The sequence below is a fragment of the Clostridium sp. BSD2780061688st1 H5 genome, from assembly GCF_005845155.1.
Taxonomy (GTDB): Bacteria; Bacillota; Clostridia; order Lachnospirales; family Lachnospiraceae; genus Claveliimonas; species Claveliimonas intestinigallinarum.
In genome coordinates this window covers 49430-66652 of record NZ_SPGT01000013.1, presented here as the reverse complement: position 1 = coordinate 66652, position 17223 = coordinate 49430, and the positions used below count along the sequence as shown (strand labels likewise).

Here is a 17223-nt window from a genome sequence, read left to right as displayed (position 1 = left end):
TTATATCTGTGATAAGGAGATAATTCAAATGGGCAAATATTTTGGAACAGATGGTTTCCGGGGAGAAGCGAATGAAGTCCTGACAGTGGAGCACGCCTTTAAGGTGGGACGTTTTCTCGGATGGTACTACGGGCAGGAGCACAAGGCCAGAGTGGTCATCGGAAAAGACACAAGGCGAAGCAGCTACATGTTTGAGTACGCTCTGGCGGCAGGACTGACCGCGTCAGGTGCGGATGCGTTCCTCCTCCACGTGACCACCACTCCCAGCGTGTCCTACGTGACAAGGACCGAGAACTTTGACTGCGGTATCATGATCTCCGCCAGCCACAATCCCTTCTACGATAACGGGATCAAGGTGATCAACGGCAAGGGCCACAAGCTGGAGGCCGAGGTGGAAGAGAAGATCGAAGCGTATATTGACGGGGAGACAGGAGAACTGCCCCTGGCCAAACGGGACCAGATCGGCCGCACGACAGACTACGTGGCCGGAAGGAACCGCTACGTAGGCTATCTGATTTCACTTGCTACCAGGTCCTTTGAGGGGATGAAGGTGGGGCTTGACTGTTCCAACGGAAGCGCGTTCATGATCGCCAAGAGCGTGTATGACGCCCTGGGCGCGAAGACCTATGTCATCAACAATGAGCCAAACGGTCTCAACATCAATCTGAACTGTGGCTCCACCCATATCGACGTGCTGAAGCAGTATGTGAAGGACAACGGCCTGGATGTGGCCTTTGCCTTTGACGGAGACGCGGACCGGTGCATCGCTGTGGATGAGAATGGAAACGAGGTCAACGGAGACTTGATCCTCTACATCTGTGGAAAATACATGAAGGAGAACGGCCGTCTCAACGGGGACACCATCGTCACCACCATCATGTCCAACCTGGGTCTTTACAAGGCCTGCGACAAGGCCGGGCTGAAATATGAAAAGACGGCTGTGGGAGATAAGTATGTGTATGAAAACATGGTGAAGAACAACTTCTCCCTGGGCGGCGAGCAGTCCGGACACATTATCTTCAGCAAGCACGCCACCACAGGAGACGGCATCCTGACCTCTCTGATGGTCATGGAGGTCATGCTGGAGAAGAAGATGAGCCTTGCCAAGCTGACAGAGGAAGTCCGGATCTATCCCCAGCTCCTGAAGAACGTAAAGGTGACGGACAAGAAGACAGCCCGTGAGAACCCGGCAGTCGTGAAGGCTGTGGAGGAAGTGACAGAGGCTCTTGGAGACAACGGCCGCATCCTCGTGCGGGAGAGCGGTACAGAGCCGGTGATCCGCGTTATGGTAGAGGCGGAGACAGATGAGCTCTGCGAGAAATATGTGGATCAGGTCGTGGACGTGATGCACGCGGAGAACCTGGCTGTGGAAGCGTAAAAGCACAAAAAACAAGGTGAGAAAAGATGCGCCGCATGAGTGATGCGGCGCATTTTCATTTGTGAAAAGGGACATACTAAACTCCGGCTGAAAGAATTTTAAGATGAAGATAAAAAGGAGGAGCAGGATGTTTTATCAGTATTTACCGATCACAGATGTGTACGCGAGAGAAATCATCGACTCCAGAGGGAATCCTACGATAGAGGTGGAGGTTCTGGCCGACGGGAAGTACGTGGGCAGAGCCAGCGTCCCCTCGGGGGCGTCTACCGGAAAATACGAGGCGGTGGAGTTGCGGGACGGGGAAGAGCGCTACGGGGGAAAGGGCGTGGAGCGGGCAGTGGACAATGTGAACGCCCGGATCGCGCCGGAGCTTGTGGGAAAAAACGTGCTGGAGCAGATTCAGATCGACCAGCTGCTCACCAGGCTGGACGGCACGGAAAACAAGAGAAACCTGGGGGCCAACGCCATCCTGGGCGTTTCCATGGCTGTCGCCAGAGCAGCCGCGGAGGCGCTGCGGCTGCCTCTTTATGCCTATCTGGGAGGAGTGCACGCCAGGACCCTTCCTGTTCCCATGATGAACATTATGAACGGAGGGCGGCATGCGGACAACACGATTGATATACAGGAGTTCATGATCATGCCCTGCGGCGCCTGCTGCTTTAGGGATGGGCTGCGGATGTGCGCGGAGGTATACCAGCACCTTAGAGGACTTCTGAAGAAGCACGGCTACAGCACCGCGGTGGGAGACGAGGGCGGTTTTGCCCCCAACATGAAGGATGCGGGGGAGGCCCTCGGCTTTATCCAGGAGGCTATCCAGTCGGCCGGGTATATGCCCGGAGAGGATGTGCGCATTGCCCTGGATGTGGCTGCCTCTGAGCTGTATGACAGAAAGCTGAAAAAGTATGTGTTCGAGGGGGAGAGCCGGATGCACGGCTACAAGGTGACCCGGTCGGTGGAGGAGCTGATCGACTATTATGAGGAGCTGGCCGGAGACTATCCGGTGGTGTCCATCGAGGATCCCCTGGACGAGGAGGACTGGGATGGCTGGGAGCTGCTCACCGCCCGCCTGGAGAGAGACATGCAGCTTGTGGGGGACGACCTTTTTGTGACAAATACAAAAAGGCTCCGCAAGGGGATCGACCGCGATGTGGCAAATGCCATCCTCATCAAGGTCAATCAGATCGGCACCCTCACAGAAGCCTTTGACGCCATAGAGACAGCCCGCAATGCGGGCTACAGGACTATTATTTCCCACCGATCCGGGGAGACGGAGGATTCTGTCATCGCGGATATTGCGGTCGCCTTCAACGCGGGGCAGATCAAGACAGGCGCGCCCTGCAGGGCGGAGCGCACGGCTAAATACAACCAGCTCCTGCGCATTGAGGAGAAGCTGGGGGAAGCCGCCAGGTACGGCAGCTGACCGGGAGCCCGGGGCCCGGAGCGGGCAACGCCGCCTGGGGGCCTACCAGATGCCCAGCACGTGCTGCAGGGCGAGGCTGACGGCGGTGATGCCGATCCAGCAGCAAAGCCCCAGAAGGATAGGCTTTCCGCCGGTCTTCACCAGTTTGACAATATTGGTGCCAAGACCGATGGCCGACATGGCCAGGACGATGAAGAACTTGCTCAGCTCCTTGAGAGGTGAGAAGAAGTCCGCCGGCACGCCGAGAAGGCCTGTGGCCACCGTGGTGATGACAGAGGCGATGACAAAATAAATGATAAAGAAGGGGAAGATCTTCTTCAGGCTGACAGAGCTGCCTGCGGAAGATTTTTCCTTTTTTGCGCGGCAGTATGCCAGCACCAGGGTAATGGGGATGATGGCCAGTGTCCGGGTCAGCTTGACCGTGACAGCCTTGTCCAGGGTGGCGGAGCCGAGGCCGAACATGGTGTCCCAGGTGGAGGCTGCCGCCGTCACCGAGGAGGTGTCGTTGATGGCCGTGCCGGCAAAGATGCCGAAGGCCTCCCCGCTTGTCTGGGAAAAGCCGAGAAGGTTCCCAAAGTGGGGGAAGAGGACGGCCGCCAGCACGTTGAAGAAGAAGATTACCGAGATGGCCTGGGCCACCTCCTCATCGTCCGCGTCAATGACCGGGGCAGTGGCCGCAATGGCGGAGCCCCCGCAGATAGAGGAGCCAACCCCCACGAGCGTGGAGATCTTTCCCGGAATGTGCATGACCCTGCTGAGGACAAAGGCGATGACAAGGGAGGTGGCGATGGTGCACAGGATGATGGGGAGGGACTGACGCCCGGTATCCAGGATCACGGACAGGTTCAGGCCGAAGCCGAGAAGGATGACCGCGTACTGGAGGATTTTTTTTGAGCAGTAGTTAATGCCGTCCTGGAAGGCGGACTTGTCCTTAATGAAGAGAGTGACGATCATGCCAAGGATGATGGCGATGACCGGCCCGCCGATGACGGGGAAGGCAAGCCCCGCGAACCAGGCGGGAACCGCGATGATAAGACAGAGCAGAAGCCCCTTTATGTTTTTGCTGAAAAATTCCATGATAAACCTCTTTTCTCTTTTTGATTTTTAAGAATAGATTTTTTCCTTTATCTGCCAATAAATGTAGCATGATAAAATGATAATGTAAAATTATAATAAATTATGATATAATAATATAAATTTATTATTAATGCCGCTGACAAGACCGGACAGCGAGGGAGGCCCGAGGCGGAGAAGGAGGAAGTTTCATGCTTGATTTCAGGATGGATACCTTTCTGGCGGTGTGCAGACATATGAATTTTACCAAGGCGGCCAGGGAGCTGCACATCACCCAGCCCGCTGTCACTCAGCATATCCACTTTATAGAAAAAGAATACGGGGTACAGCTCTTCTCCTTTCAGGGGAAGCGGATCAGCCTCACCCCGGAGGGCCGCCGCCTTCTGGGGGCTGTCACCACCATGAAGCACGACGACATGGCCCTGCGGAGGACGTTTGACGAGGGGAAGACGGGGAGGAGACAGCTGATCTTCGGCGTCACCATGACCATCGGGGAGTATGTGATCGGGAAGTACCTGGCCTCCTACATCCGCAGGCATCCGGAGACGAGGATACGCCTGTCCATCGCCAATACGGAGGAGCTTCTTGGCAAGCTGGACAGAGGGGAGATCGACTTTGCCCTTGTGGAAGGCTTTTTTGAGAAGAGGGACTATGATTTCCGCCTCTTCAGGCGGGAAAAGTACCTGGGAGTGTGCGCGCCTGGCTTTATCCCGCCCCGGGAGACACCTCTCAGATTCCAGGAGCTTTTTCCCGCCACTCTTATCACCAGAGAGCCGGGATCCGGGACCCGGGAGGTGCTGGAGAGGGCCCTCTCAGAGAAGGGGTGGGGGATCGGCGATTTTTCCAATGTGGTGGAGATCAGCAACATGGGAGCTATCAAGATGATGGCCCAGGGCGGAGGCGGCATCGCCTTCCTCTATGAGGCGGCGGTGCTGCGGGAGTTGGAGGAGGGCGTCCTTGTCCCGGTCTGCCTGGAGGATTTCCCTAAGTATCACGATTTTACATTTATATGGAGGAAGAACAGTCTTTTTGCCGGCCAGTACATGGAGCTGCTGGACGAGATGGAGAGGGTGCAGCTTCAGAGGGAGTAGGAGAGGGTGTAGTTGTAAAAAATTCCTTGCCATACGGACCGCCTTGTGCTAGAATAAATGTGGTTTATCCGCAGGAGGTGTTAACGGTGGAAATATTGAAAGTGGTTTTAATGATCATATTTGCTATAGACTGTATTGCGCTCACCATCATCATTCTGATGCAGGAGGGCAAGCAGGCAGGACTGGGAACGATCGGAGGCATGGCCGACACATACTGGGGTCAGAATAAAGGACGTTCCATGGAGGGAGCGCTTGTGAAATCTACCAAGTTCCTTGCCATTCTTTTTATTGTTCTGGCAGCAGTCCTGAATTTGCAGGTATTTGCGTAAAACAAAGAGAACAGATACAAAAGCGGAACACTCTTGTTTGTATAGACGGGAGTGTTCTTTTTTATTCTGCGGGAAAGTCCCTTTTGGACTTCCCGGTGGGATAAAAGCCCTCTGTGAGGGCACACTTACGGAAGAAGGGAAGTGATAGGATGGACGGGACATTTGAGAAGAGAAAAAAGATCATCTATGAATTTATCTGTGATGATTTCTATATACCCATGAAGCTGAAGGAGATGGCTTCTCTTCTCCAGGTATCAAAGGAGCAGAGAGGCGAGCTGAAGGAAGTGCTGGACAGCCTTGTGGACGAGGGAAAGATCTATGTCAGCAAAAAGGGAAAATACTGTAAGGGTGAGTCCCAGACTCTCACCGGCGTGTACCAGGCCAATCCGAGGGGATTTGGATTTGTGGCTGTGGAAGGCCGGGAGGAGGATATTTTTATCGATGAGGACGACACCGGCGGCGCGTTTCACGGAGACACGGTGGAGGTGGCCCTCACCCGGGACGGCAGCCACAGGCGGGACGGCCGCAGAGGTGACAGCCACAGACACCGGCCGGAGGGGCGCGTGGTCAGGATCCTGGAGAGGGGGACGACCACCCTGGTGGGGCTCTATGAGAAGTCGAAAAAGAAGAGCTACGGATTTGTCGTTCCGGACAACCGGCGTTTTCTGGAGGACGTGTTCATCCCGGAGGGAAAAGACGGGGGAGCCGTAGACGGCCACAAGGTAGTGGTGGAGCTGACCTCCTATGGCGGCTCCGGAAGAAAGCCGGAGGGCCGGATTGTGGAGATACTGGGGCATGTGAATGACCCTGGAGTGGATATCATGTCCATCGTGAAGGGGAGTGACCTGCCCTGCGAGTTTCCGGAGAAGGTGCTGAACCAGGCGGGCCGTGTGCCGGATCACATCAGCGAGGCGGACATGGCGGGCCGAAAGGATATAAGAGACTGGCAGATGGTGACCATAGACGGGGAGGACGCCAAGGATCTGGACGACGCTGTTTCTCTCACAAAGGAGGGAGACAGGTATGTGCTGGGGGTCCATATCGCGGATGTGGCCAACTACGTGCAGGAGGGCAGCGCCCTGGACCGGGAGGCCTTAAAGAGAGGAACAAGCGTGTACCTGGCAGACCGGGTGATCCCCATGCTGCCCCACCGGCTGTCCAACGGGATCTGCTCTCTGAACGCGGGGGAGGACCGGTTGGCCTTGAGCTGTATCATGACCATAGATGAGCGCGGGGAGGTGACAGACCACGAGATTGCTGAGACTGTGATCCGGGTAGATCACCGCATGAGCTACACAGGTGTCAGCAGGATACTGGGAGGGGAAGATCCGGAGGAGATGAAAAAATATGAGGACGTGGTTCCCATGCTCACCCGGATGGCGCAGCTCTCCGGTATACTGAGGGAGAGACGCCACAGGAGAGGATCCATTGACTTCGATTTCCCCGAAGCCAAGCTGATCCTGGATGAGAGGGGGAAGCCGGTGGAGATCAGGCCCTACGAGAGAAATGTGGCCACGCGGCTCATTGAGGATTTCATGCTGCTGGCAAACGAGACTGTGGCGGAGGAGTATTTCTGGCGGGAGGTGCCTTTCCTCTACAGAACCCACGAGGCGCCGGATGAAGACAAGATAAAGACGCTGGCCACCTTTATCAACAATTTCGGCTACACAATGCACGTTGGGGAGAAGGTGCGGCCCATGGAGATACAGAAGCTCATGGGAAAAATTGAGGGCACGCCCCAGGAGGCCCTGATAAGCCGGCTGGCCCTGCGGTCTATGAAGCAGGCCAAATACACCCCGGAGAACACAGGGCACTTCGGCCTGGCGGCCAAGTACTACACCCATTTTACCTCCCCCATCCGGCGGTATCCGGATCTGCAGATCCATCGGATCATCAAGGACGACCTGCGCCGGCGCCTGAATGAGAAGAAGGCGGAGCACTACGAGAAGATCCTGCCCGAGGTGGCAAGGCAGGCCAGCCAGACCGAGCGCCGGGCAGAAGGAGCGGAACGGGAGACGGTGAAGCTGAAAAAGGCGGAATATATGTCGCAGCACATCGGCCAGGAGTTTGAGGGAGTGGTCTCCAGTATCACCAAATGGGGGATGTACGTGGAGCTCCCCAACACAGTGGAGGGCCTGGTGCATGTGGCATCTATGAGCGATGACCACTATGAGTACTACGAGGACAGATACGAGATGATCGGCAGCCATACAGGACGGGCCTACAAGCTGGGGCAGAGGCTCCGGGTGCGGGTGACCGGGGCAGACCGGCTGCAGAGAACCATAGATTTTGAGATCGTGAAGGAAGGAGAGCCGCGGGATGGCGAAGAAGAAGACAGACGGGAAGCTGATTGCCAACAATAAGAAGGCATATCACGACTATTTTATACTGGACACCTACGAGGCCGGCATCTCCCTGGCAGGGACGGAGGTCAAGTCCCTGCGCATGGGAAAATGCAGCATCAAGGAGTCGTTTATCCGCATTGAGAACGGGGAGGTCTGGATCTACGGCATGCACATCAGCCCCTATGAGAAGGGGAACATTTTTAATAAGGATCCTCTGCGGGTGCGCAAGCTCCTTCTCCACAAGTCGGAGATTAACAAGATGACAGGAAAAATGAAGGAGAAGGGTATTGCAATCGTGCCACTGAAGGTTTATTTTAAAGGCAGCCTTGTAAAGGTGGAGATCGGCCTCGCAAGGGGCAAGAAGCTCTACGACAAGCGGCAGGACATCGCCAAAAAGGATCAGAAGAGAGAGGCGGAACGGGAATTTAAGGTAAGAAACTTCGGATAGAGGAGGAAATAGTATGGTACCTGTGAGTAAGGAGGAGCTTAGAAAAATGGTCTCCCAGACGACTATCGAGACCTATGAGGAGCTGACGCCTCAGCTCATTTCGCTCATCCAGGAGACAAACGCGAAGACAGAGCTGACGGAAAGTCAGAGGCAGGACGAGATATCCCTTCACATGATGGGGTACATTAAGTCCTGCACAAATGAGATCATCATAGAGGTCCTTGCAGAGATACTGGGCCTGGAGGACGAGAAAAATCCAGTGCACATGGGAGGAAAGTAAGATGGCATATTGTGTGAAGTGCGGAGCAAAGGTGGACGACGGGATCCGTTTCTGTCCCTACTGCGGGGCTGAGATCCCTCTTGGCCAGGGCCAGTACGACCAGCAGAGTCAGGACCAGGGCTGGCAGGGACAGTACAGTCAGCAGGGGCCGTATGACCAGTCAGGGGAGGGGTATTTTCATCCGGAGGACGTGAGAGCGAACAAGGTGATGGCAGTCCTGTCCTACATAGGCATTCTGGTACTCATCCCTCTCCTTGCGGGAAACAAAAGCTCAGAATATCTGAGACACCACATCAATCAGGGACTTGCAATCTGGATCGGGAGCATCCTGGCGGACATACTGTCCGGAGAGGGCTTCCTGGGCTTTGCGCTCTTCTCCTCCTTCTGGCCCCTTGATCTGGTGGGTGATATTCTGAGTCTTGTGTTCCTTATTCTGATGATTGTGGGAATTGTGGACGCCTGCCGGGGTGTGAGAAGAGAGCTGCCTGTTGTGGGAGCTTTCAAAATACTTTAAAAGAGACGTGAATTCACAAATTTAACTTGATAAAGTGCTAAAGCGGTTGTATAATAAATCATATGGTAAATGAGAGGGAAGATATATGATTTCTAAAAGGATACAGGAAGTGGAGCCGTCCAGGACGGTAGAGCTGACAAACCGTATAGCTGCAATGAAGAGGGAGGGAATCCCTGTAATCGGGCTCAATGTAGGTGAGCCCGATTTTGATACTCCGGCCCATATCTGCCGGGCGGCAGAGAAGGCCATCGAAGAAGGATTTACGAGGTATACGCCGGTTATGGGTGTGCCGGAGCTAAGAGAGGCCATAGCGTCCAAGCTTGTGGAGGAAAATAGGGCAGATTATGCGCCGGATGAGATTACCCTGGGCCCGGGGGCCAAACAGTGCATCTATGCGGCGCTCCTGGCCCTCTGCGATCCGGGGGACGAGGTGATCATCCCCTGTCCCTGCTGGGTCAGCTACACTGAGATGGTGCGCATGGCCGGGGGAGTGCCGGTGACTGTGCGGACGGCGGAGGATTTCAGCCTTGACCTTACCAGTATTGCGCAGGCGGTGACGGATCGGACAAAGGCGGTGATCATCAACACGCCCAACAATCCAACCGGCGCTGTGTACAGCCGGGAGAGCCTGGAGGAGCTGGCGCTTCTTGCGCAGAGACATGATTTTTATATCATATCGGACGAGGTCTACGAGTCTATGGTGTACGATGGGCGGGAGCATGTGAGCGTAAGTTCCCTCTCCGGAGACGCCAGACGGAGGACTGTGCTCATCAACAGCTTTTCAAAAACCTACGCCATGACAGGGTGGAGGCTTGGCTACCTGGCGGCGGACCGGGAGGTCGTAAAGGCGGTCAATGTGGTTCAGAGCCAGATGATCTCCTCTGTCAATTCCATTTCCCAGAAGGCCGGGATCGCGGCGTTGCAGGGCAGCCAGGACTGCGTCAGAGCCATGGCGGCGGAGTACGACAGGCGCCGCTGCTTTCTCCATGAGCGACTGTGCGGCATAGAGGGCATCCGATGCCGGAAGGGGAAGGGGGCCTTCTACCTCCTGCCGGATGTGACAGATTATTTGGGCCGGGAATATAATGGAAAGAGGATAGAGGACGATCTGGCCCTTGCGGAATTCCTCCTGGACAAAGCCCGGGTGGCGGTGGTGCCGGGCAGCTCGTTCCTGGCGCCGGGGCACCTTCGGATCACCTATGCGGCTTCCATGGAGACGCTGGAGAAGGCGGCGGACGCCATGGAGAAGGCCCTGCGGCTGCTTTAGGAAAAGACAGGAAAAGACGTTTGCGGGAAAGCCTTGACAGGGCCGGAGCCAGTTACTATAATAAATGAGACAACAAAAAACGTCTGCGGCCAGACAGCGCGGGCTTGTACTGGTTTCGACGGGGGTTTGGAAGTTGGAGAAGCCATCCGTAGCGGGACACTACGATAAAAGTTCCAATTAAATATAAACGCAGACAATAGAGAATTAGCGTACGCTGCCTAATTTTGGCGGCAGTCGGCCTTAGGTCATCCGCTGCTTAAGATCCCGGCTTCAACAAGGCGGAGCACTTCGTCCTCAAAGCTTTGAGGGGATGGAAGACTTTATGAAGCTACTGAAATCGGAAGCCTGTCATTAGGCGGCCGGCAGAGGGAATGTCAAACTAATGACTGTGATGGGAGATGCTCTGATGGAAAGGCTTTCGGACGCGGGTTCGATTCCCGCCAGGTCCATTTTGGAAGCAAAGGGAAATGCTTGGTATGCAGGTGTTTCCCTTTTTGTTTTATTGATACAATGTTCCCGGAAGTGGAGACTGTTTGATAGATATTTCAAAAAGAGGGTGCCCCTCAAGTCAACGCATGACTTTTGTGACACCCTCTCTCATTTCAGCGGAGACGGAGGGATTCGAACCCTCGTACCGGCGATAAAACCGATAAACTGATTTCGAGTCAGCCCCGTTACGGCCACTTCGGTACGTCTCCAGAAAAATGCTGTCTCTCTGAAAGGCGATAAACAGCACAAATTATTATAGCATGTTCCGGAAAATTCGGAAAGGAAAAATTTGAAAAGATTTTATTTTGATTTCTTCCGGCGGCCAAAGAGTCCTCTTTTTCCCTCGCGCTCTTCCCTGCCGATAGCCAGAAGCTCGTCGTAGGCCCGGCGCATCTCTGTCTCCCGCTTCTCGCGGACAGACTTTGGGGGAATATTGGCGTATTTTGGATAGTGCTCCTCCTCTTCCTCGCGAACCTGTGGTGCCTTCTGCTCCGGAAGGCGGTACTTCTTACGGCAGGTATCGCAGAGACCAAATCTGGGATCCTTTCTGCTTATTCTCAGTTCGTTTCCACATCTGGGACAGTTCATGGTTGTCCTCCTCCTCATCCGATCTTGGGCACGGCGCACGCTGCCGCGCTGTGCGGCAGGACTGAAAATTCCTGCCAGTAGCTCATTATACCATATTTCTGAAAAAATTTCACAAAAGAAACATAGAATACTGCTATAATAGTGTAAAATGTAAGCGGCAGGAGGTATGCTTTGATGGAAAAGATGAAAATACTGGTGGTCGACGACGAGAGCCGCATGCGCAAGCTGGTGCGAGATTTCCTGGAGCGGGAGGGCTTTCAGGTACTTGAGGCCGGAGATGGCATGGAGGCCATGGATATATTTTATGAGAACAGAGACATCGCGCTCATGATCCTGGACGTCATGATGCCCAAGATGGACGGATGGCAGGTGTGCCGGGAGGTCCGCCAGTCCTCCAAGGTACCCATCATCATGCTGACGGCCAGGGGAGAGGAGAGAGATGAGCTCCAGGGCTTCAGCCTGGGAGTGGACGAATATATATCGAAGCCCTTCAGCCCCAAGATCCTTGTGGCCAGGGTGGAGGCCATCCTGAGGAGGACCCGGGACGCCCAGGCCCAGGAGACGCTGGAGGCCGGCGGCATTGAGCTGGACAAGACGGCCCACATCGTGAAGCTGGACGGTGAGCCGGTGGAGCTCAGCTACAAGGAATTTGAGTTGCTCACATATTTTATGGAAAACCAAGGGGTGGCTCTCTCCCGGGAGAAGATCCTGAACAATGTGTGGAACTACGATTATTTTGGCGATGCCCGGACCATCGATACCCATGTGAAGAAGCTGCGCAGTAAGCTGGGAGACAAGGGAAACTACATCAAGACTGTCTGGGGCATGGGATATAAATTTGAGGTGGCGTAGATGAAACATTCAATACGCAGGCAGATGATCGCTGTGTTTGTGGGGCTGATCGTCTGTATGCTGGTCATCCTTCTGCTCCTGGTGGGCTCCGGTCTGGAGCCCTATTATATACGGGAAAAGAAGGATAATTTTACCGAGCTGTACAATGAGATTGACCAGATTACTCAGAACGGCGAGATGACGGAGGATGAGATCAGTCAGATCAATCGCACGGCAGAGCGGTACAATTTTTACTATATTGTGTGGAATTTTTCCAATGAGTCCGGCTTTTCCAATCTTCACGACAGCCAGATGCTGCTGATGCAGCTGGCCGGCGTCCTCTTCAACAAGATCGACAGTCAGGTCATGGAGAAAAATGACAATTACCAGGTGGTGGAGTTCCGGGACAGCGCCCAGCAGGTAGACTACCTGGCCCTGTGGGGGACAGTGGGGGACTCCTACAACATTTTCATCCGCAGCCCTCTGGAGAGCATCCAGGAGACCATGGTACTTTTTTACCGCTTCCTCATTATTGTGGGACTTGGGGTCATTGCGGGAGGCATCCTGTTTGTCTGGTATTTTTCCAGGCGGCTCACAGAGCCTCTGCGGGAGCTGGCGGTTCTGTCGGCCAGGATGGCGGACCTGGACTTTGACGCCAAGTACACAAGCGGCGGCGGGGGTGAGATCGGCGCCCTCGGGGAGAATTTCAACACCATGTCCGAGAAGCTGGAGGCGACTATCTCCGAGCTGAAGAACGCGAATTTTCGCCTGCAGCAGGACATCGAGCAGAAGGAAAAGATCGAGAAGATGCGCACAGATTTCATGGGAAATGTGTCCCATGAGCTGAAGACCCCCATCGCCCTCATCCAGGGCTATGCGGAAGGACTGAAGGAGGGGGTCAGCGACGATGCGCAGAGCAGGGAGTTCTACTGTGACGTTATTATGGACGAGGCGTCCAAGATGAACCAGATGGTGAAAAATCTCATGACTCTCAATCAGCTTGAATTCGGAGATGAAGATGTGGAGTTCCAGAGGTTTGACCTGACGGAGCTGATCCGGGGCGTTCTACAGAGCATGGAGATCATGGTCCAGCAGAAGGAGGCAAGGGTCCAGTTCCGGCAGAGGGAGCCGGTCTATGTGTGGGCAGATGAGTTCAAGGCGGAGCAGGTGGTGAGAAACTATGTGAGCAACGCCTTCAACCATCTGGACGGAGACCGGGTGGTGGATGTGAAGATCATTCCCTCCGGCGATAAGGTACGAGTCACTGTATTCAACACAGGCATCCCCATACCGGAGGAGGATGTGCCCCATATCTGGGAGAAATTTTACAAAGTGGACAAGGCCCACACGAGAGAGTACGGGGGCAACGGCATCGGCCTATCCATTGTGAAGGCCATCATGGACTCCTTCCACCAGGAATACGGCGTCAAAAACTATGATAACGGCGTGGAATTCTGGTTTGAGCTGGATGTGAAATAGAAAATATGGTAGACTAAAATTGCATGTACATTGTGACACAGACAGAAAGGAACCGGGAGGACAGATGATAGCGATTATTGATTACGATGCGGGAAATATAAAAAGTGTGGAGAAAGCCATGCGCTACCTGGGGCAGGATGTGGAGATCACCAGGGACCGGGAGCGGATCCTGGCAGCGGACAAGGTGATCCTGCCTGGGGTGGGCGCCTTTGGCGACGCCATGGAGAAGATACGGCAGTACGGCCTGGAGGAGGTGATCCGCCAGGTGGTGGACAGGGGGACGCCCTTCCTTGGCATCTGCCTGGGGCTGCAGCTCCTTTTTGAGGAGAGCGAGGAGAGCCCCGGCGCGAAGGGGCTCGGCATACTGAAGGGAAAGATCCGCAGGATCCCCGGAGGAGAGGGCCTTAAGATACCCCATATGGGATGGAACACCCTGGAGCTCTCAGGGGACGGCCGGCTGTTTAGGGGCGTGCCGGAAGAGCCCTTTGTGTATTTCGTGCACTCCTATTACCTGGAGGCGCAGGAGGAGGAGATCGTGAAGGCAGTCACCTGGTACGGCGCCAAAATTCACGCCTCGGTGGAGAAGGAAAACGTGTTTGCCTGTCAGTTCCACCCCGAAAAGAGCAGCTCCACAGGGCTTCTCATGCTGAAGAATTTTGTAGAACTATAGACGGAGGTACATAAAGATGCATACGAAACGGATCATTCCCTGTCTGGACGTGAACGGCGGAAGGGTAGTGAAGGGTGTGAATTTTGTGGATCTCAGAGATGCGGGAGATCCGGTGGAGATTGGAAAGGCATACGACGAGGCAGGCGCGGACGAGCTGGTGTTCCTGGATATTACGGCATCCTCTGATGCCAGAGCCACTGTGGTGGACATGGTCCGCAGGGTGGCGGAGACTGTGTTTATCCCCTTTACGGTGGGGGGAGGCATCCGCACGGTGGAGGATTTCCGTGCGCTCCTCCGGGAGGGAGCGGACAAGATCTCTATCAACTCCTCCGCCATCCAGACTCCGGAGCTCATCAGCGCGGCGGCGGACAAGTTCGGGAGCCAGTGCGTGGTGGTGGCGATTGACGCCAAGAGGCGTCCTGACGGGACAGGGTGGAACATCTATAAAAACGGCGGTCGGATCGACGTGGGAATCGACGCCCTGGAGTGGGCGGCAAAGGTGGAGAAGCTGGGAGCCGGGGAGATCCTTCTCACCAGCATGGACTGCGACGGCACTAAGGCGGGCTACGACCTGGAGCTGACAAGGGCTGTGGCGGACGCAGTGTCTATTCCCGTTATCGCCTCCGGGGGTGCCGGGAAGCTGGAGCACTTTAAAGAAGCCCTGACCGTGGGCGGCGCGGACGCGGCCCTGGCTGCTTCTCTATTCCACTATAAGGAGCTGGAGATACGGGAGGTGAAGGAGTACCTCAGAGGCGAGGGGATTCCTGTGCGCCTGTGATGTGACCACAAAAGAAAAAGGAGATAGAATGAACCATGGCAGCGATTTCCAATGACTGGCTGGAGGCTCTCCAGGGAGAGTTTAAAAAGCCCTATTACAGACAACTGTTCGAGACGGTGAAAAAGGAGTACGCGACCCATCAGGTCTTCCCGCCCTCGGACGATATTTTCAACGCCTTTCACCTGACGCCCCTAAAGGACGTGAAGGTGGTCATACTGGGGCAGGATCCCTACCACAATGTAGGCCAGGCTCACGGTCTGTGCTTCTCGGTCAGGAGGGGAGTGGCCATTCCGCCCTCCCTTGTGAATATCTACCAGGAGCTCCACGATGACCTGGGCTGCACCATACCGAACCACGGCTGTCTGGAAAAATGGGCCCGGCAGGGCGTGCTGATGCTCAATACAGTCCTGACAGTCCGGGCCCACCAGGCCAACTCCCACAGGGGGATCGGTTGGGAGGAGTTTACAGACGCGGCTATTAAGGCCCTGGACGAGCAGGATCGGCCTATTGTGTTTATCCTGTGGGGAGCGCCGGCCCAGAGGAAGAAGGCCATGCTCCACAATCCGAAGCATCTCATACTGGAGGCGCCTCATCCCAGCCCCCTGTCCGCGTTCAGAGGGTTCTTTGGCAGCAGGCCCTTCAGCAAGACAAACGCGTTCCTCGAGGCGCACGGCGTGGAGCCGATTGACTGGCAGATTGAGTAGGAATTGATCAGGGGGAAAGCTTATGAGAGATACATATGATCTTGTGATCGTGGGCGCGGGCCCAGGCGGCTACGTGGCGGCCAGGAAGGCGGCAGGGATGGGAATGTCGGTGGCTCTCATCGACAGGGGGCCTGTGGGCGGCACCTGCGTCAATCGGGGCTGTATCCCGGCCAAGGCCCTTCTCCACGCGTCTACTCTGTACAGGGAGATGAAGAGCTGCGAGAGGTTTGGGCTTCACGCCGAGGAGGTTTCCTTTGATCTTCAGGAGATCTACCGCTATAAGGATGAGGCTGCGGATCGGATGCGCGGGGAGCTGGAGGAGGAGTTTTGCCGGCTTGGAGTGGATCTGATCCGGGGCAGTGCGGTGATCTGCCGGGACCGGATGGTGCGCGTGACAGATGAAGACGGGAGCGTGTCCGTGTGCCAGGGGAAAAATATTCTGGTGGCCGCGGGGGCGAAGGCCAATCTGGCGGACATCCCGGGCGTGGAGCTGCCCGGCGTCATGACAAGCGAGGAGCTTCTTACCGCGGACGCCCACAGGTACGGCCGGATGCTGATTCTGGGAGGCGGCGTCATAGGTCTGGAGCTGGCCACTGTCTTTCAGTCCCTTGGCACGGAGGTGACGGTGGTGGAAATATCAGATCGCCTTCTACCCAATATGGATCAGGAGTTTTCCGACGCCCTGGAGCGCATTCTGACAGGCAGAGGGATCCGCATTTGCAAGGAGAGCATCCTGGAGCGGATCGAACAGGGAAAAGAGGGGGACAGCGGCCGTCTTGTGTGCCGGTTTGTCTGTGATGGAAAGAACAATAAAGAGACAGTGGACGCAGTGCTTGTCTCCGTGGGACGCAGCCCCGCCACAGAGGGGCTGTTTGAGAGGGATGTGCCTGTGAAGCTGGAGAGAGGGCGCATCATCGTGGACGATTTCTTCCGGACGAATATTCCGGGAGTCTACGCGGTGGGCGATGTGACAGGCGGCATACAGCTGGCCCATGTGGCTTCTGCCCAGGCTGCTTACGTGGTGGAGCGGATGAACGGAAGAAAGCCCTCTGTCATCATCTCCATGGTGCCAGGAGGACTTTTTACTCCTGTCTCTATCATCCCAAGCTGCATTTACACAGATCCGGAGATCGCCTCCGTGGGGCTTACGGAGGAAGAGGCCCGGAAAAAAGGTGTGCCGGTGCGGTGCGGCAGGTATGTGATGCGGGAGAACGGACAGTCCATCATCTCTGGTGAGGAGGAGGGCTTTATCAAGGTGCTGTTCGCCCCGGACAGCGATGAACTGCTGGGGGCCCAGCTCATGTGCCCCAGGGCTACGGACATGATCGGGGAGATGGCCACAGCTCTGGCCAATGGACTGACCTCCACCCAGCTCCTCTATGCCATGAGGGCCCATCCCACCTTCAACGAGGCCATCTCCTGTGCGGTGGAGGACAGTAGAAAGGATTTTCGGGCATAAAGATCCGCGTGAAAAAGAGAGCTTCGGCTCTCTTTTTTCTATATTGAAAAATTTTATCGGCTAACCTATTGACATGCGT

At 55.4% G+C, this 17223-nt stretch carries 17 protein-coding genes, 1 tRNA gene and 1 other RNA gene; 16 read left to right on the top strand and 3 right to left on the bottom strand.

Going from position 1 to position 17223, the window contains the following annotated elements; genetic code table 11:
* Window positions 1-28: 28 nt before the first annotated feature.
* On the top strand, window positions 29-1378 hold the full coding sequence (gene glmM, locus FGQ86_RS09885) for a phosphoglucosamine mutase (RefSeq protein WP_138303769.1): 1350 nt from the start codon (window positions 29-31) through the stop codon (window positions 1376-1378).
* A gap of 127 nt (window positions 1379-1505) precedes the next feature.
* Entirely contained in the window at window positions 1506-2798 is a 1293-nt protein-coding gene (eno, locus tag FGQ86_RS09880; RefSeq protein WP_138303767.1) for a phosphopyruvate hydratase, read from the top strand.
* 42 nt (window positions 2799-2840) lie between these two features.
* On the opposite strand, the gene FGQ86_RS09875 is transcribed toward eno, so the two are convergent.
* Window positions 2841-3875 carry a YeiH family protein gene (locus FGQ86_RS09875; RefSeq protein ID WP_138303765.1) on the bottom strand — a complete coding sequence of 345 codons (1035 nt, stop codon included), beginning with the start codon at window positions 3873-3875 and terminating at the stop codon, window positions 2841-2843.
* Between the two features lie 188 nt (window positions 3876-4063).
* Between FGQ86_RS09875 and FGQ86_RS09870 the strand changes: the two genes are divergently transcribed.
* The 8 genes from FGQ86_RS09870 (at window position 4064) to ssrA (ending at window position 10598) form a co-directional block, all read left to right on the top strand.
* Window positions 4064-4963: a LysR family transcriptional regulator gene (locus tag FGQ86_RS09870; protein WP_138303763.1), complete on the top strand. Its 900-nt coding sequence runs from the start codon at window positions 4064-4066 to the stop codon at window positions 4961-4963.
* An 86-nt stretch (window positions 4964-5049) separates the two neighbouring features.
* Window positions 5050-5292, top strand: coding sequence for a preprotein translocase subunit SecG (secG, locus tag FGQ86_RS09865; protein ID WP_087173319.1), 243 nt, complete (start codon window positions 5050-5052; stop codon window positions 5290-5292).
* Window positions 5293-5441: 149 nt separating this feature from the next.
* Window positions 5442-7655, top strand: coding sequence for a ribonuclease R (gene rnr / locus FGQ86_RS09860; protein WP_138303761.1), 2214 nt, complete (start codon window positions 5442-5444; stop codon window positions 7653-7655).
* Window positions 7612-8085, top strand: coding sequence for an SsrA-binding protein SmpB (smpB, locus tag FGQ86_RS09855; protein ID WP_138303759.1), 474 nt, complete (start codon window positions 7612-7614; stop codon window positions 8083-8085). Before rnr ends, smpB begins: the two co-directional genes overlap by 44 nt.
* Window positions 8086-8098: 13 nt before the next feature.
* Window positions 8099-8365: a hypothetical protein gene (locus tag FGQ86_RS09850; protein ID WP_138303757.1), complete on the top strand. Its 267-nt coding sequence runs from the start codon at window positions 8099-8101 to the stop codon at window positions 8363-8365.
* 1 nt (window position 8366) lies between these two features.
* A complete protein-coding gene (locus FGQ86_RS09845) occupies window positions 8367-8879 on the top strand; it encodes a zinc ribbon domain-containing protein (protein ID WP_138303755.1) in 513 nt (170 codons plus the stop codon).
* Between the two features lie 85 nt (window positions 8880-8964).
* Complete coding sequence (locus FGQ86_RS09840; RefSeq protein ID WP_138303753.1) at window positions 8965-10146, top strand: pyridoxal phosphate-dependent aminotransferase; 1182 nt, start codon at window positions 8965-8967, stop codon at window positions 10144-10146.
* Window positions 10147-10246: 100 nt separating this feature from the next.
* Window positions 10247-10598: a transfer-messenger RNA gene (gene ssrA, locus FGQ86_RS09835) on the top strand.
* Window positions 10599-10752: 154 nt separating this feature from the next.
* Here the strand turns inward: ssrA and FGQ86_RS09830 are convergent.
* Together FGQ86_RS09830 and FGQ86_RS09825 are read right to left on the bottom strand one after the other, a co-directional pair.
* Window positions 10753-10844: transfer RNA gene (locus FGQ86_RS09830), tRNA-Ser, on the bottom strand.
* Between the two features lie 91 nt (window positions 10845-10935).
* Window positions 10936-11223 (bottom strand): hypothetical protein, encoded by a 288-nt coding sequence (locus FGQ86_RS09825; RefSeq protein ID WP_138303751.1) that lies wholly within the window; start codon window positions 11221-11223, stop codon window positions 10936-10938.
* Between the two features lie 174 nt (window positions 11224-11397).
* Here FGQ86_RS09825 and FGQ86_RS09820 point away from each other — a divergent pair, with 174 nt between their 5' ends.
* From FGQ86_RS09820 to lpdA, 6 genes are all read left to right on the top strand, one after another.
* Window positions 11398-12075 (top strand): response regulator transcription factor, encoded by a 678-nt coding sequence (locus tag FGQ86_RS09820; RefSeq protein ID WP_138303749.1) that lies wholly within the window; start codon window positions 11398-11400, stop codon window positions 12073-12075.
* Window positions 12076-13533, top strand: coding sequence for a HAMP domain-containing sensor histidine kinase (locus FGQ86_RS09815; protein ID WP_138303747.1), 1458 nt, complete (start codon window positions 12076-12078; stop codon window positions 13531-13533).
* 64 nt (window positions 13534-13597) lie between these two features.
* A complete protein-coding gene (gene hisH, locus FGQ86_RS09810; RefSeq protein WP_138303745.1) occupies window positions 13598-14203 on the top strand; it encodes an imidazole glycerol phosphate synthase subunit HisH in 606 nt (201 codons plus the stop codon).
* Window positions 14204-14219: 16 nt separating this feature from the next.
* Window positions 14220-14981 (top strand): imidazole glycerol phosphate synthase subunit HisF, encoded by a 762-nt coding sequence (gene hisF / locus FGQ86_RS09805; protein ID WP_138303743.1) that lies wholly within the window; start codon window positions 14220-14222, stop codon window positions 14979-14981.
* 35 nt (window positions 14982-15016) lie between these two features.
* Window positions 15017-15685, top strand: coding sequence for a uracil-DNA glycosylase (locus FGQ86_RS09800; protein WP_138303741.1), 669 nt, complete (start codon window positions 15017-15019; stop codon window positions 15683-15685).
* A gap of 22 nt (window positions 15686-15707) precedes the next feature.
* Window positions 15708-17144 carry a dihydrolipoyl dehydrogenase gene (gene lpdA, locus FGQ86_RS09795; RefSeq protein ID WP_138303739.1) on the top strand — a complete coding sequence of 479 codons (1437 nt, stop codon included), beginning with the start codon at window positions 15708-15710 and terminating at the stop codon, window positions 17142-17144.
* Window positions 17145-17223 lie beyond the last annotated feature (79 nt).